This window comes from Enterobacter sp. R-25 (assembly GCF_049913205.1).
Classification (GTDB): Bacteria; Pseudomonadota; Gammaproteobacteria; order Enterobacterales; family Enterobacteriaceae; genus Enterobacter; species Enterobacter ludwigii.
Genome location: NZ_CP183982.1, coordinates 3,450,932 through 3,465,509, shown reverse-complemented (window position 1 = coordinate 3,465,509; position 14,578 = coordinate 3,450,932). Strand labels below are relative to the sequence as shown.

At 56.7% G+C, this 14,578-nt stretch carries 13 protein-coding genes; 4 read left to right on the top strand and 9 right to left on the bottom strand.

Annotated features, from left to right (window positions below; translation table 11 throughout):
• Nucleotides 1-5: 5 nt before the first annotated feature.
• Nucleotides 6-818, top strand: a complete 813-nt coding sequence (gene iolB, locus ACN9MQ_RS16480) for a 5-deoxy-glucuronate isomerase (protein WP_410376377.1) — start codon at nt 6-8, stop codon at nt 816-818.
• Between the two features lie 41 nt (nt 819-859).
• On the opposite strand, the gene ACN9MQ_RS16475 is transcribed toward iolB, so the two are convergent.
• Nucleotides 860-2,077: an MFS transporter gene (locus tag ACN9MQ_RS16475; RefSeq protein WP_163306273.1), complete on the bottom strand. Its 1,218-nt coding sequence runs from the start codon at nt 2,075-2,077 to the stop codon at nt 860-862.
• Between the two features lie 113 nt (nt 2,078-2,190).
• On the opposite strand from ACN9MQ_RS16475, the gene ACN9MQ_RS16470 reads away from it, so the two are divergent.
• Complete coding sequence (locus ACN9MQ_RS16470; RefSeq protein WP_426021524.1) at nt 2,191-2,637, top strand: winged helix-turn-helix transcriptional regulator; 447 nt, start codon at nt 2,191-2,193, stop codon at nt 2,635-2,637.
• A gap of 45 nt (nt 2,638-2,682) precedes the next feature.
• Here ACN9MQ_RS16470 and ACN9MQ_RS16465 read toward each other — a convergent pair whose 3' ends face one another.
• The 3 genes from ACN9MQ_RS16465 to ACN9MQ_RS16455 all read right to left on the bottom strand — a co-directional run bounded on the left by ACN9MQ_RS16465 (nt 2,683) and on the right by ACN9MQ_RS16455 (nt 5,210).
• Nucleotides 2,683-3,426 (bottom strand): alpha/beta fold hydrolase, encoded by a 744-nt coding sequence (locus tag ACN9MQ_RS16465; protein WP_410384438.1) that lies wholly within the window; start codon nt 3,424-3,426, stop codon nt 2,683-2,685.
• Between the two features lie 11 nt (nt 3,427-3,437).
• Nucleotides 3,438-3,905, bottom strand: a complete 468-nt coding sequence (locus tag ACN9MQ_RS16460) for a DUF6130 family protein (protein ID WP_032680501.1) — start codon at nt 3,903-3,905, stop codon at nt 3,438-3,440.
• Nucleotides 3,906-4,016: 111 nt separating this feature from the next.
• A complete protein-coding gene (locus tag ACN9MQ_RS16455; protein WP_410379849.1) occupies nt 4,017-5,210 on the bottom strand; it encodes an MFS transporter in 1,194 nt (397 codons plus the stop codon).
• Between the two features lie 97 nt (nt 5,211-5,307).
• Here ACN9MQ_RS16455 and ACN9MQ_RS16450 point away from each other — a divergent pair, with 97 nt between their 5' ends.
• Nucleotides 5,308-6,198, top strand: coding sequence for a LysR family transcriptional regulator (locus ACN9MQ_RS16450; protein WP_014171137.1), 891 nt, complete (start codon nt 5,308-5,310; stop codon nt 6,196-6,198).
• On the opposite strand, the gene ACN9MQ_RS16445 is transcribed toward ACN9MQ_RS16450, so the two are convergent.
• Nucleotides 6,195-6,365 (bottom strand): YfgG family protein, encoded by a 171-nt coding sequence (locus tag ACN9MQ_RS16445; protein WP_020883056.1) that lies wholly within the window; start codon nt 6,363-6,365, stop codon nt 6,195-6,197. The two genes, ACN9MQ_RS16450 and ACN9MQ_RS16445, sit on opposite strands and share 4 nt — an antisense overlap.
• A 370-nt stretch (nt 6,366-6,735) precedes the next feature.
• On the opposite strand from ACN9MQ_RS16445, the gene ACN9MQ_RS16440 reads away from it, so the two are divergent.
• Complete coding sequence (locus tag ACN9MQ_RS16440) at nt 6,736-8,976, top strand: EAL domain-containing protein (protein WP_426021525.1); 2,241 nt, start codon at nt 6,736-6,738, stop codon at nt 8,974-8,976.
• Between the two features lie 4 nt (nt 8,977-8,980).
• On the opposite strand, the gene ppx is transcribed toward ACN9MQ_RS16440, so the two are convergent.
• The 4 genes from ppx to purM form a co-directional block, all read right to left on the bottom strand.
• Nucleotides 8,981-10,519, bottom strand: a complete 1,539-nt coding sequence (gene ppx, locus ACN9MQ_RS16435; RefSeq protein WP_032680504.1) for an exopolyphosphatase — start codon at nt 10,517-10,519, stop codon at nt 8,981-8,983.
• Nucleotides 10,520-10,522: 3 nt separating this feature from the next.
• A complete protein-coding gene (ppk1, locus tag ACN9MQ_RS16430; RefSeq protein ID WP_014171133.1) occupies nt 10,523-12,583 on the bottom strand; it encodes a polyphosphate kinase 1 in 2,061 nt (686 codons plus the stop codon).
• 229 nt (nt 12,584-12,812) lie between these two features.
• Complete coding sequence (purN, locus tag ACN9MQ_RS16425; RefSeq protein ID WP_014171132.1) at nt 12,813-13,454, bottom strand: phosphoribosylglycinamide formyltransferase; 642 nt, start codon at nt 13,452-13,454, stop codon at nt 12,813-12,815.
• Complete coding sequence (purM, locus tag ACN9MQ_RS16420; protein ID WP_014171131.1) at nt 13,451-14,488, bottom strand: phosphoribosylformylglycinamidine cyclo-ligase; 1,038 nt, start codon at nt 14,486-14,488, stop codon at nt 13,451-13,453. The genes purN and purM overlap by 4 nt, the downstream gene beginning before the upstream one ends.
• Between the last annotated feature and the right edge of the window lie 90 nt (nt 14,489-14,578).

The following is a 14,578-nucleotide window of genomic DNA, read 5'->3' as shown; positions in this document are numbered from 1 at the left end:
GTGACATGTCACGTCTGTTATCACGCTGGCAACCGCCGAGTGCGGAGGGCCGCACCCAGTCCGTCACGCCGGAACGCGCGGGCTGGGGATACGTTGGCTTTGAAGCATATGAACTGCAGGAGGGGCAGACGCTGACGCTGCCCGCCGTCAGCGAAGAGCGCTGTCTGGTGCTGGTGGCCGGACGGGCCTCTATCAGCACACCTACCGCGCAGTTTACTGACATCGGCGAGCGGATGAGCCCGTTTGAGCGCATAAAGCCCTGGGCGGTCTACGTCACGCCGCAGGAGACGGTGCAGATTAAGGCGCTGACGACGCTGGAGCTGGCGGTCTGCGCCGCACCCGGCAAAGGGACCTTTCCGACACGGCTTATCGCTCCGCAGAATATCGACGCGCAGGCGCGTGGCAAAGGCCATAACCAGCGCTACGTGCACAACATTCTGCCGGAAGATCAACCCGCCGACAGCCTGCTGGTGGTTGAGGTCTGGACCCACGAAGGCTGCACCAGTTCATACCCGAGCCATAAGCACGATACGGATAATCCACCGCAGGAAACCTACCTGGAGGAGACCTACTATCATCGCCTCAACCCCGGGCAGGGGTTCTGCATGCAGCGGGTCTATACCGACGACAGGTCGCTGGATGAGTGTATGGCCGTTTATAACCGTGACGTGGTGATGGTGCCGAAGGGGTACCATCCGGTGGCGACGCTGGCTGGTTATGACAGCTACTATCTCAACGTGATGGCCGGTCCGGTGCGAAAATGGATGTTCACCTGGGAAGACGATCACGCGTGGATCAACCGCGACTATCCACGTTGACGTTGCAGAAGCCCGCACCCCGCGGGCTTTTTTTATCACCCTTATCCTGTCTTGCGCGTTACCCACCAGAACACCAGCGCCACCAGGCTCACCGCTGCGCCAGTCAGGCAGACGCCCTGCCAGCCCGCGATGGCATACGTCATCGTGGTGCTCAGCGCGCCCAGACCGCTGCCGACGGCATAAAACAGCATGTAAAGCCCGACCAGCCGGCTATGTGCCTCGGGGCGGGCGCGAAAGATCAGGCTCTGGTTGGTGACATGCAGCGCCTGCCCACCCAAATCGAGCAGCACGATGCCAATGAGCAAAATGCCGAGCGAACGATCCATCAGTGAAATCGGCCACCAGGCCAGGAGTAACAAGACCAGTGCAGCCGCGCTGGTGCGCCGGGCATATCCTCGATCGGCCCACTCTCCGGCCCGGGTTGCCGCTAACGCGCCTGCCATTCCGGCCAGGCCAAAAGCACCAATGGCGGTATGCGATAAGTTATAGGGTGGGGCACTTAACGGCAGCACCAGGGCGCTCCAGAAAATATTGAACGCAGCGAACATCAGTAAAGCCAGTACGCCGCGCACCTGCAGGACTTTTTCTTCCCGCAGCAGGGTCAGCATTGAGTGAATCAGGCGCGGGTAACTCATCGTTTCAGGCACCGCAGGCAAGCGGGGCAGCCTCCACCACAGCGGAAACGCAATAATGACCATCAGCCCGGCGGCAGAGAGATACACGCCACGCCAGCCCGCGATATCACTGATGCCTCCGGAGACGACGCGGGCCACTAACAGGCCCATAAATACCCCGCCTTGTGCCGCACCAATAACGCGGCCTTGCTCATGCGGCGACGCGGCGTTGGCGGCATAGGCGATAAGCCCTTGCGTCATGGCCGTTCCTGCCATGCCGGTGGCGAGCATACCCGCCAGCAGCATCGTTGACGTCTGCGCCATGCCGACCGCGACCAGAGCGGCGACCAGTACGACAAGCTGTAGAGCCATCAGGCGCCGGCGATCCACTTTATCCCCGAGAGGAACCACGAACAGCAGAGCCAGAGCACAGCCAATCTGCGTGGCGGTGACCACGCCGCCAATGGCACCATGGCTGATGCCAAAGTCTCTGGACAATGCGTCAAGCAACGGCTGTGCGTAATAGACGTTGGCCACGCTTAAGCCGCTGGCGAGGGCGAACAGCCACACCAGGCTACGCGGCATGTCGCCTGAGCGGACGTGCCCGGTTTTTCGATCTGACGGTAGTGGTGACGCGTGTGACATGTTCAAATCCTCGCCCTGGGTAAAGTGGTTTTAAAAAGAAACCAGTTGAAGGCTAGGCTATGCAGTTTTAAAATGCAACTATTTATTGTTGACTGACCTACCGGGGTAACGCTGTGCCGTCTCGTAAACCGATTGAACAGGAATTTTGTCCCGTTGCCCGCAGCGTCGATCTGATTGGCGATCGCTGGTCGCTTCTGATTGTGCGTAATGCTTTTGACGGCATGCGCCGTTTCGGGGATTTTCAGCGGGATCTCGGGGTTGCGCGTAACATTCTGGCTGACCGGCTGCGCAAGCTGGTCGACGCGGGCATTCTCGCGATGCAAGGGGCATCGGACGGTACGTCGTATCAGGAATACGTCCTGACGGACAAAGGCGAAAGCCTGTTTCCCATCGTCGTTGCGCTTCGCCAGTGGGGAGAGCAGCATCTGTTTGAGAGCGGGGAGCGCCACTCGCTGTTGATCGACAGGCGTACCGGCAAGCCGGTTCCCCTGATGGCGCCAGCAGCGCAGGATGGAACGGCGCTGAAGGCGCAAGATACTGACGTGCAGAAAGTGACGTAACCCGACGCTCTGCAAGCCCGCGCTACGCGGACTGTTGTGTCATTCTTAATGGTTTGTTATTGCCTGCTCAATCGTGCGGGCAATATCATCCGGCTGACTCACCATCGACACGTGGCTTGCTGCCACTTCCGTGGTTTTAGCGTGGATCGTTTTCGCCATCGCACGTTCAAGCTCCGGGTTAATCATCCGGTCATTTTTGCTGACCACAAACCAGCTTGGCTTTTCATGCCAGGCCGCATGACTCACTTTTTCCGCAAACGCGTCGGCCTTGATCGGCCCCTGAGTGGCCGCAATCGTCTGCTGTTCAACGGCGCCAGCATCCGGTGCGAAGTCTTTCATCACGGCTTCTGGCGGGAGATACAAATACCCGTCTGCCGTTTTTGCGATATCCGCGCTCCCCGCTGGCGGTGGGTAACTTCCCGCCAGGTCCGCCGTCGACTGGCCGGAATCAGGCGCAAAGGCCGCTACGTACACCAGGGATTTTACCCGTGCATCGTTGCCCGCTTCGCTGATCACCGTTCCGCCCCAGGAATGACCTACCAGCACCACATCGCCATGCGCCCGTGCAATGGCGCGCCGGGTGGCGGCAACGTCATCTTTAAGCGACGTGAGCGGCAGCTGGACGGCGATCACCTCGGTATGCTGTTTTTGCAGCCGGGTAATGACCTTGTTCCAGCTGCTGCCATCGGCAAACGCGCCATGGACCAGCACCACGCTGGTTTTGCTCTCAGCAAAGACGCTGGCTGAAAGCGCCAGCAGACCCGCCGTCAGTACAGAGCGTGCTTTCATCGTCTGGCTCCTTAAAAATGATGGACCGTTGCGTGAGGCGGTACGGTGAATTCAATGGTTTTATGGTCGATGGGTTTATGCGTGGGGTCGGCCAGAATTATGGTCACTTTATGCTTCCCGGCGGGTAACCCAACCAGAATGATTGGCTCTCCGCTGGTATCGGCCCAGTGCCAGGGGGCGTCATCCACCACGACATGGATATGGCCGATACGTGGTGTGACCTTCAGCGCATCGGGCCCGAATACCGGCTCGATGCGCAGGTTTTCAGCCCGGTATTGAATAAAGACCGCCCCCTTGCTCAGCGGGCCGGCAAGCGGTGGATCGACAATCAGCTTAGCGGCCGGCTGTGGACGTTCCAGCGGGGCAACCGCGGCAGGGCCGTTGACGTCGGCAGCGCTGAGGTTATCCAGCGGTGCGGCCCAGGAGCAGGTTGCTGACGCCATAACAAGTGCAGGGAGCAGTAAATAACGACGGATCATCTGAGTCTCTCCTCAATCGGTTTCAAATTCGGTTTCAAACAATGACAGACACAGAAAACCATTTTTATGTATCCGGGATGTTTGCGGGGAACGGCGTTTTGTACCGGCTTGTCAGCGTGGCGCTCCGGATACAGTGGGATACATTTCATCATTCCGCGCGGGGTCGGCACTGCGCACAATCGCTATCGCCAGCCCGGCAATCACCAGCGTCAGCGCGGTGGAAACCCACATTGCGCCGGCGATCCCCAGCGTTTTGTTTAGCCACGCATAGGCAAACGGCGATGCCGCGGCCATAAGCTGTGCGGGAATGAGCAGCATGCCGGTGCGGCGGGCATAGCTTTCGGCGCTGAAAAGCGTCAGCGGCAGGGTGGCTTTTACTATCGTCATCAGCCCGTTGATGGCGCCATAGCCCAGCACAAAACCGGCGGCACACCCGACAAACAGCGAGCTGCTTAACCCGATCACAAAGCAGAGCGGCATGGCGAGGGCGGTCAGGAGCGTGAGGTTGAGCGGGGTTAAGCGTGCACCCGCCAGCACCTCCGTGGCGCGTGCGCCCGTCTGGCCAACTCCCCACAGCATGCCGATGGCGACCGGCAGGCCAAAACTGGCAATAAACTCTGGCAGATGGGTGGACGTGCCGTTAGAGACAAAGGTCATGAGGGCAATAAACGTGGCATACCGCCAGCCGTTACGCCGTTCCTCGCGCACGGGCGGCGCGGTAACGTGCGGGGGGGCCGCCAGCCGCTGGTGGGGAAGCGTGCGAATCAGCACCGCACTCAGCAGGCCAAAGAGGGCGTAGATCTGCAATGCGTGTTGCCAGCTCATCACTTTCAGCAGCCCATCACCCAGCGGCCAAAAAACCGCTGAGGCCAGACCGCCAGCGAGCGTGATGCGCGAGATCGTTCTGCGTGCCTGCTGGCCGTACAGGTTCACCAGCGCGGCGAACAGCGCATCATACAGCGACAGCCGCATCCCGATACCGGCAACCAGCCAGGCACCGTACCAGCCGAACAGCGTCTGCGTATATGCCATGCCCGCGCAGCTTGCGGCAATCAGTAACGTTCCGCTCATCACCACGTTCTGCCCGCCAGCGTACGCCAACAGTCGGGCGACAAAAGGGGAGACCATCGCCATTACCAGCATCGCCAGCGTCAGGCCGAGGTAGAGCTGCGGTGATGACCACCCCCGGTCGGCCACAATCGCCTGGGCAAAGGTCCCGGGCATATAAAACGAGATCCCCCAGTTGATAAGCTGATGACAACCTGCCCGGAGGGCGAGGTGACGGGGAAGGACAGGTGTTTTCATTGTTTTTCATTCCGTTATGCAGTTGTCCTGAGCATAGCGAGCGCGCTATTGTGCTGGCAGGTCAGCCACCTTATGCGCTGTATAAGAGAAACTTTGAATGACAACGCTCAACCTGGGCTATCTCGCGACGTTCCGTCTGGTTATCCAGCGCGGCAGTTTTTCCGCGGCGGCGGACCTGCTGGGCATTTCCCAGCCGGCCGTCAGCCTGCAAATCCGCCAGCTGGAGCAGTTTCTGCAAACCCGGCTGGTAGAGCGTACCGGGCGGGGTATCAAACCCACGGCTGCCGGGCAGGCGTTGCTGGTGCACGGGGAGCGTATTCAGCAGGCGGTGGATGAAGCCATTCGGTCCGTGAGTGAGTTCAGCCACGACGTGAGTGGCACCATTACGCTTGGTACGGGCGCAACGGCCTGCATTCATCTTCTGCCGCCGCTGTTACAGCAGCTCGGACGTGACTATCCGCTTCTCAGAGTGGGCGTGACGACCGGCAATACGCTCGACATCGTCCGGGCAATTGAAGAAAACCGACTTGATATGGGGCTGGTGACGCTACCGGTGAGCGGAAGAGCGCTCGACGTTACGCCGGTGATGGACGAAGAGTTTGTTTTTATCGCGTCGCTGGACCAGCAGGACGGTTTTCAGTCGTTGACGCCGGCTGCGTTGCACGCGCAGCCATTCATTGCTTTTGAATCAGGCAGCGGCACCCGGGCGCTGATCGACGGCTGGTTTGCGGCCGAGGGGCGAATCCTCACGCCGGTGATGCAGCTGGGCAGCATCGAGGCGATCAAGCGGATGGTACGTGCGGGGCTTGGCTACAGTATCGTGCCGCGTATGGCCGTAGACCTGGCGGCTGACCGCGAAGGGCTATGCGTGATGTCGCTCACGCCCGTGCTGCAGCGACAGCTGGCTGTGGTGATGCGCCAGGATAAAATCCTGAGCAAAGGAATAGCAGGGATAATTCGGATATTACAAAATCCTTCGACGCGTTAGCGATCGGCTGAATCAACGGTCAGGCTGGATTGCTGTGACTGGGCCTTGTCCTGATGGTGATACCAGGCGCCAATAGAGGAGTAAACGAAGCGGCCGAAGAAAAACAGGAAGCTGATAAGCAGTATGATGCGGGTCATCCGGGTGTTGAACTGATGTCGTTTTCGCATACGCGTGGCCTGACTCACTGTGTTTTTCCTGGGCATGCCCTTTTGGGCGACAGGGATATTAAGGCACAGCGGGAAGAGAGGGTCAATTCGCAAATGTGTAAATAACCGTCAATAGTTACATTAATTAATGTTATTGAAATTAATAATTGCATTTACCATATTGATAATATGAAGAAAACTATTTCAAAAAAAATGTAAGAAAGGATCGTTTGAGTAAATTAGTTTGATTTAAGTCAACGGTTTCCCTGGCCTGGTATTTAAAATCCCACCTCCATACTGTTCGCCCCGCACGTTGTCGGGCGGCAGGTACGTCAGGTTGGATGCCTGTCTTCATTTCCCTCTGGAGCGAAAGGGGTTTAAACGGGCATCTATGAACATTATTTCTTTCCTGAAAAACAATAAAGACCGCTGGTGGGCTTTACCGCTTATTTTACCGGTGGGTTTACTGCCTGTATTAAGCGTTGCCAATACCTTTACCCGATTGGGCGATGGTCTGGTGGCACTCTATTATTTACCTCTCTCCTTTCTGCTTTCGGTGATGATGTTTTTTGGTCTGGAAGCGCTGCCCGGCATCGTATTGTCACTGTTCATCCGCTACTACCCGTCGGTTGGGTTGTTCGAAACCATCGCCGGCATTTTTCATTTTATTGTCCCTGTTGTGCTCAGCTGGGGGGGTTATCGGGTGTTTGCGCCCAGACGCAGCATGACGGCTTACGGGGATGTCAGACTGATGGCGCAGCGTATCTTCTGGCAGGCCTTTTGCCCCGCGACGCTGTTTCTGGTGCTGTTTCAGTTTGCCCTCTATCTGGGCGTGTATGAGAGTCGTCAGAGCCTGGAGGGGTTAACCCCGCTTAATATTCGCACGCTGATTAACTATCAGGCGCTGCTGGTCAGCGGGCTGACGGGCGTGCCGTTAAGCTATTTACTGATCCGTCTGATTCGCCATCCGCGGTATATCAGAAGTCTTGTCTCACAGGTGCGAATGCAGATAGACAAAAAGGTGACGGTCATTGAATTTCTGCTGTGGGCCATTGCGCTTGGCGGGCTGCTTACCCTCCTGCTGCTCCCGATGAATGAAAACAGCTCGATTTTCACCACCAACTACACCCTGTCGTTGCTGATGCCGGTGATGCTCTGGGGAGCGATGCGGTTTGGCTATAAGCTGATGTCGCTCATCTGGACCCCGGTGCTGCTGGTGTCCATCCACTATTTTTACCGTTATATCCCTCAACAGTCCGGATATGACATTCAGCTGGCAATTACCTCTTCCAGCTATCTGGTCTTTTCGTTTGTGGTGATTTACATGTCGATGCTGGCTACCTGCCAGCGCGCCGCGAATAAACGTTCCCGCAGGCTGGCGCTACTCGACCCGGTTGTCCATATGCCGAACCTGCGGGCCTTGTCGCGCGATCTTGCCAAAAACCCGTGGTCGGCGCTCTGTCTGCTGCGCATTCCGGAGCTGGAGGTGCTGGGCCGAAATTACGGAGTGTTGTTGCGGATCCTGTATAAACAGCAGCTGGCGCTGTGGGTCAATGGCACCTTGCAGCCCAGTGAGCGGGTCTATCACCTCACCGGCTGTGACCTGGCGGTTCGCCTTAACGCGGAATCGCACCAGCAACGCATCGAGGCGCTGGACGAGCATATTAAACAGTTCCGCTTTGTCTGGGATGGGATGCCGCTGCAGCCTCAGGTGGGCGTGAGCTACTGCTATGTGCGCTCACCGGTGACCCACCTCTATCTGGTCCTCGGTGAACTGGGGGTGATTGCCGATCTGTCGATTTCGACCAACCATCCGGAAAATCTGCAGCAGCGCGGTGCTGTCCATCTCCAGCGTAGCCTGAAGGACAAGGTTGCGATGATGAGCCGTCTGCAAAGTGCGCTCGACAGTAACGCGTTTACTCTGCTGGTCCAGCCGGTTTGCGGCGTGCGGGGCGATTGCTACCACGAAGTGTTGCTGCGGATGTCGGATGCAAACGGGGCGTTGCTCTCTCCCTTGCAATTCCTGCCCGTCGCCCAGGAGTTTGGCCTGTCGTCGCGGGTTGATTTGTGGGTTCTGGAGAACACGCTACGCTTCCTGGCAGAGCATCGGGTACATCTGCCCGGCCAGCGTTTTGCCATTAATCTGGGCCCTTCCACCGTGTGCCGTGCGCAGTTCCCGGCTGAGGTGAGTCGTCTGCTGGCGAAATACGCCGTGGAACCCTGGCAGCTGATATTTGAAGTGACCGAGTGCAGCACCTTCGGCAGTGGTGAGCAGGCGTTACATACCCTCAGGCAGTTGCAAAAAATGGGGGTACGCATTGCGATTGATGATTTCGGTACCGGCTATGCGAGCTACGCGCGGCTGAAAAGCGTGGACGCCGATATCCTTAAGATAGACGGAAGCTTTATCCGCAATATCGTCAACAACAGTCTGGACTATCAGATAGTGGCCTCGATTTGCCATCTGGCGCGAATGAAGAAAATGCTGGTGGTCGCGGAGTATGTCGAAACAGAAGAGATACGTAGCGCGGTTCACGCGCTAGGTATCGATTATGTGCAGGGTTATCTGATTGGCAGACCGGTGGCGCTTGAGTCACTGCTGGAAGCAGAGGCGTCGCCGGTCGAGACCTGAGCCGTTACGCCGCGACGTCTGAGCTCTCTTCTTCGATTTTGAGTAGCCAGCCGGTGACCGCTTCCCAGTACTGCTGCTCTTTTTCCAGATCCAGCAGCACCAGCGCATTCTGGCTAAACCAGTCTGGCGGGAAGCTCAGGGTCCAGTGGTTGTCATCCGTTTTGAGCTTCAGCGTGGGCGGGGTGGTCGTGGCCTGACGCTGGTTATTGAGCAGCACGCCGAGACGCAGCAGCTGGATAAGCGGCAGGAATTGCTTCTTCTTAAACAGCGTGAAGCGCGGCAGATCGTCAAGCTTGATGGCTTTACGATGGTAGCGCACCAGGGTCGCCATCATGGTTTGCTGCTCCTGGTTGAAGCCAGGCAGATCGCTGTTTTGCAGGATATAGGCTGAGTGGCGGTGCATTCCGCTGTGGTTAATATTCAGTCCCACTTCGTGCAGCATCGCTGCCCATTTCAGCAGGGCGGCAAGCTGCGGATGCGCCAGCTTAGGGTTCTGCTCCTGCCACTGGTCGTATATCTGAACGGTTGTTTCCAGCACGCGCTTCGCCTGTTCGCGGTCGATATTGTACTGGTTTGCCAGGCTTTGCGCGGTGCGGCTACGAATATCCTGATGGCGGAAACGGCCTTCCATTTCATACAGCACACCTTCACGCAGCGCGCCGTCGGAAAGACGCAGCTCTTTAATTGCCAGCGCATCAAATACGCCGCACAGGATGGCCAGCCCCGGTACGAATACCGCTTTGCGCTCGTCGGAAAGACCCGGCAGGCTTAAGGCGTCAAAGCTTTTATGTTTCAGCACCTCTTCGGTCAGCAAGGCCAGGCGCTCAGGGGTGATAAACCCATCTTTTTCACCCATCGCCAACAGCACTTCATGTGCCGCTTTGATGGTGCCCGATGCGCCCAGCGCTACGTTCCAGCCCTGAATACGGTACTGCCAGGCCAGGTTCTCGAGTTTCTGGATAGCGGCCATGCGCGCGCGCTGGAAGTTTTCGCGGCTGATTGCGCCACCCGGGAAATACATCTGCGCAAAGCTGACGCAGCCCATACGACGGCTTTCGACCAGACGCGGCTCAAAATCTTCGCCGATCACCAGTTCCGTAGAGCCGCCGCCGATGTCGATGACCAGCTTGCGTCCTTTTTCCGGCTGAGTGTGTTCAACACCCATGAAAATCAGACGGGCTTCCTCGTTACCGGAGATGATCTCAATGGGGTAGGGGATCACTTTTTCGGCCCGCTTGAGGAATTCAGGCGCGTTCAACGCCTGGCGCAACGTGTGGGTGCCCACAATGCATACGCTGGAAGGCGAGAAGCCCTGCAGGCGTTCAGCAAACAGCGACAGGCAATTTAAGCCTCGCTCCATTGCCTCTTCGCTGAGCATGCTGCGTTCATCAAGACCATCCGCCAGGTGTACACGCTGCTTCAGACGACCGATGATCTGCAACGCGCCATCCACCTCACGGGCGATGACCATGTGGAAACTGTTAGAACCAAGATCGACCGCGGCGAATTCCTGCGGGCGTGGGGTCTTATCATTTATCGGCATAGGTTAATCGGGTTGCTCGAGTGATTTGATATAGTCGTAAATCGCCAGTTGCGACCGCACTTTACGGCGATTGCCGCGCGGTACATAGCGGTTACTGAGTTCTTTGTCGATATAGCGTGCTTTCACCGTATCGCTGAACAGAATCTCGATGATATCGAGGATCTGCTGCTTCAGCCGCGGATCCAGGAGCGGTGTCGCGACTTCAATTCGGTAGTCAATATTGCGCGTCATCCAGTCTGCAGAAGAGAGATAGACCTGTTTATCACCCGCATTATCGAAAATATAGACCCGATCGTGTTCCAGGTAGCGGTCAACAATGCTGATCACGCGAATATTGTCGCTAATGCCTTCGAGTTCAGGGATCAGTGAGCACATACCGCGTATCAGCAGATTGACCGGAACGCCGGAGCTGGACGCCGCATACAGACGATCCACCAGCCCTTTGTCGACCAGGTTGTTGAGTTTCAGCGTAATGCCCGACGACAGCCCTTTCTGGGCATTGGCGATCTCTTTATCGATCATGTCGTACAGCAGGCGGCGTGAGTTCTGCGGCGAGACCAGCAGATAATCGAAGCTGACCGGGCGGTACGGGTTCTCAATAAAGTTGAACACCCGGCGAACCTCGTTAGTGATGCGCGCATCGGCAGTCAGCAGCGAGTAGTCGGTATAAATTCGCGCGGTTTTTTCGTTAAAGTTCCCGGTCCCGATGTGGGCATAACGCACCACGTCCTCCCCCTCTTTACGGGAGATGAGGAACAGCTTGGCGTGAATTTTCAGCCCGGGCGCTGAGAAGATAACGTGGACACCGGCTTCCGTCAGACGGCGCGCCCAGTGAATGTTTGCCTCTTCGTCGAAGCGCGCCTGCAGCTCAACCACCACGGTCACTTTTTTGCCATTGTGCGCCGCATGGATCATCGCGTCGATGATGCGGGAATCTTTTGCTACACGGTAGATGTTGATTTTGATCGCCAGTACGTTCGGGTCGAACGAAGCCTGACGCAGCAGTTCCAGCACGTGTTCAAACGTATGGTACGGATAGTAGAGCAGGACATCGCGCTCGCGAATGGCGTCGAAACCGTTGCGGAATTTATCGAACCAGAGATGGCGCAGTCGCGGCAGCGGTTTGTTCACCAGATTGGCCTTGCCGACGTTCGGGAAGCCAATAAAGTCTTTAAAGTTATGGTAACGACCGCCCGGCACGATGGAGTCATAGCGAGAAATGGTCAGCTTGTCGCGCAGCATTTCCACCATGGCATCTGGCATATCGCGCTGATAAACAAAGCGCACCGGCTCCGCGGTCAGGCGCTGTTTCAGGCTGGATGACATCAGCTCCATCAGGCTGGCTTCCATCTCGTGCACCAGATCGTATTCGGCGTCACGGGTCATCTTCATGGAGTAGGCGTTTAACGCGTCGTAATCGAAGAAGCCCTTGAAGATGTCGTCCAGGCAGTAACGCAGGATGTTATCGAGCAGGATCATTGGCTTGCGTCTGCGCGGGGTTTCCGGCGGCAGGTTCACAAAGCGCGGCACCTTATCGGACGGGATCTCAAGCAATGCGTAACGAATCGTGTCGCCACGAATAATTTCCACCGCGAGGTAGGTGTAGTCATCTTTCAGGAACTGTACCAGATCGGTTTCGCGGTTGATCAGAATAGGGGTAATGTGCTGGCGCAGGTAATGTTTGAAATAGTGGCGCAGCCAGGTTTGTTGGTTAACAGAAAGCTGACGTTCGTTAATCAGGAAGATTTGATTGCGTGCCATTTCCAGCAGCAGTTCGTTATACAGGCCGTCAAACTCCTGATCGGCTTTCAATACGCGCGACTGAATTTTGCCCAGCAGATGGCGCGAGTGAGAGTTTAAGCCCTGTTCTTCGCTGATGATGATTCGCCGTTTCAGTTCGGCAAAGCGAACCTTGTAGAACTCATCCAGGTTGTTGGAATAAATCCCCAGAAAACGCATACGCTCGATAAGCGGGTTACTTTTATCTGCCGCTTCCTGGAGTACACGTTCGTTGAATGCTAACCAGCTTAGCTCTTTCTCGATATATAACTTTTCCTGACCCATTACAGCTCACACTCCAGTTCAATCACAGGACGTGGTAAATCCGTCTCGTCCTTATTATGGCGAGCATTTCCACGATATGTCCAACAGTGCCAGAAAAGTATGACAGTTATTTTTTTTCTGGGAGATTTTAGAGGGTTGGGGGAAGGGCATGTCGGGAAGCGCGGTGCTCACCCGACAGTGAAGACCACAGGCCCGTGCAGGCGTCGCGCCGCCGGGCACATCAAACAAACTACTCGTCAGCGGCATAACCCTGTGCAGGGAGCCTGACGCCGTCCAGCCAGGCGGCACCGTCGCGCATCTGAAGACGCCCGTCAACAAACCAGCTTACCACCAGAGGATAAATGGCGTGTTCCTGCGTCTGCACGCGTTCGGTAACATCGTCTTCGCTGTCACCTTCAAAGACCGGCACTTTTGCCTGCAGGATCACCGGCCCGCCGTCCAGCTCGTCGGTAACGAAATGCACGGAGGTACCGTGCTCTTCATCGCCGTTTTCCAGAACCTGACGATGGGTGTGCAGGCCGGGATACTTCGGCAGGAGAGAAGGGTGGATATTCAGCAGACGACCAGCGTAGTGCCCGACAAAGGCCGGGCTCAGGATACGCATATACCCCGCCAGCACGACAACGTCAGGCGCGTAGGCATCAATCTCCTGAACCAGTTCCCGGTCAAACGCTTCACGTCCGGAGAACTGGCTGGCTTCCAGCGCGTGCGCGGGAATGTTCTCTTCCCGGGCACGTTCAAGGCCGAACGCGTCGGCCTTATTGCTGAATACTGCCCGAATGGTGCCGTTGATTTTCTTCTGTTTGCAGGCGTCAATTATTGCCTGCAAATTGCTTCCGTTACCGGAAATGAGCACCACAATGTTTTTCATTCAATGACCACACGCTGTTCGGAATCGGATGCTTTGATAATACCGATTTTCCACGCGTTTTCACCTTTGTCGGTCAGCAGCGTAATCGCCTTATCCGCTTCGCTTGCTGGCAGCGCGATAACCATGCCCACGCCACAGTTAAAGGTGCGGTACATCTCGTGTGAACTCACGTTGCCTGCAGTTTGCAGCCAGTTAAAGACGGACGGCCACTGCCAGGACGATTCGTCAATCACCGCCTGGGTGTTGTCCGGCAGGACGCGCGGAATGTTTTCCCAGAAGCCGCCACCGGTCAGGTGGGCAATGGCGTGAACGTCAACCTTCTCAATCAGCTCCAGCACGTTTTTCACGTAGATGCGGGTCGGCGCCAGCAGATGGTCAGCCAGTGGCTTGCCATCAAGCTCGGTGGTCAGTGGATCGCTGCCGCTCACGTCGAGGATTTTACGCACCAGAGAGTAGCCGTTCGAGTGCGGGCCGCTGGAGGCCAACGCGATCAGCACATCACCATCAGCTACTTTACTGCCGTCGATAATTTCTGATTTTTCTACTACGCCAACGCAGAAGCCTGCGACGTCATAATCTTCGCCGTGATACATACCGGGCATTTCGGCGGTTTCACCACCGACCAGCGCACAGCCAGACTGCAGACACCCTTCGGCAATGCCATTAATGACGCTTGCTGCGGTATCCACGTCCAGTTTTCCGGTCGCGTAGTAATCCAGGAAGAACAGCGGCTCTGCGCCCTGAACCACCAGGTCATTAACACACATCGCGACCAGATCGATACCGATCGTGTCGTGACGTTTTAAATCCATCGCCAGGCGCAGTTTCGTCCCTACACCATCAGTACCCGAGACCAGAACAGGTTCACGATATTTTTGCGGCAGTGCGCACAGTGCGCCGAATCCACCCAGACCACCCATCACTTCCGGGCGGCGGGTTTTTTTCACCACACCTTTGATTCGGTCAACCAGCGCATTACCTGCGTCAATATCAACACCGGCATCTTTGTAGCTGAGAGAAGTTTTGTTGGTCACGGCTCAAGTCCCCACGCGATTGCATAGCTAGTAAGAAAAATCGGCGCAATTCTAACAGTCCAGGCAAACGTTTGCGAGCCTATTCTCGGC

Coding starts and splice junctions, on each gene's coding strand:
- ppk1 (WP_014171133.1), bottom strand. CDS start 12,583: ATGGGTCAGGAAAAGTTATATATCGAGAAAGAGCTAAGCTGGTTAGCA.
- purN (WP_014171132.1), bottom strand. CDS start 13,454: ATGAAAAACATTGTGGTGCTCATTTCCGGTAACGGAAGCAATTTGCAG.
- ppx (WP_032680504.1), bottom strand. CDS start 10,519: ATGCCGATAAATGATAAGACCCCACGCCCGCAGGAATTCGCCGCGGTC.
- ACN9MQ_RS16445 (WP_020883056.1), bottom strand. CDS start 6,365: ATGCGAAAACGACATCAGTTCAACACCCGGATGACCCGCATCATACTG.
- ACN9MQ_RS16450 (WP_014171137.1), top strand. CDS start 5,308: ATGACAACGCTCAACCTGGGCTATCTCGCGACGTTCCGTCTGGTTATC.
- ACN9MQ_RS16455 (WP_410379849.1), bottom strand. CDS start 5,210: ATGAAAACACCTGTCCTTCCCCGTCACCTCGCCCTCCGGGCAGGTTGT.
- ACN9MQ_RS16475 (WP_163306273.1), bottom strand. CDS start 2,077: ATGTCACACGCGTCACCACTACCGTCAGATCGAAAAACCGGGCACGTC.
- ACN9MQ_RS16465 (WP_410384438.1), bottom strand. CDS start 3,426: ATGAAAGCACGCTCTGTACTGACGGCGGGTCTGCTGGCGCTTTCAGCC.
- ACN9MQ_RS16440 (WP_426021525.1), top strand. CDS start 6,736: ATGAACATTATTTCTTTCCTGAAAAACAATAAAGACCGCTGGTGGGCT.
- iolB (WP_410376377.1), top strand. CDS start 6: ATGTCACGTCTGTTATCACGCTGGCAACCGCCGAGTGCGGAGGGCCGC.
- ACN9MQ_RS16460 (WP_032680501.1), bottom strand. CDS start 3,905: ATGATCCGTCGTTATTTACTGCTCCCTGCACTTGTTATGGCGTCAGCA.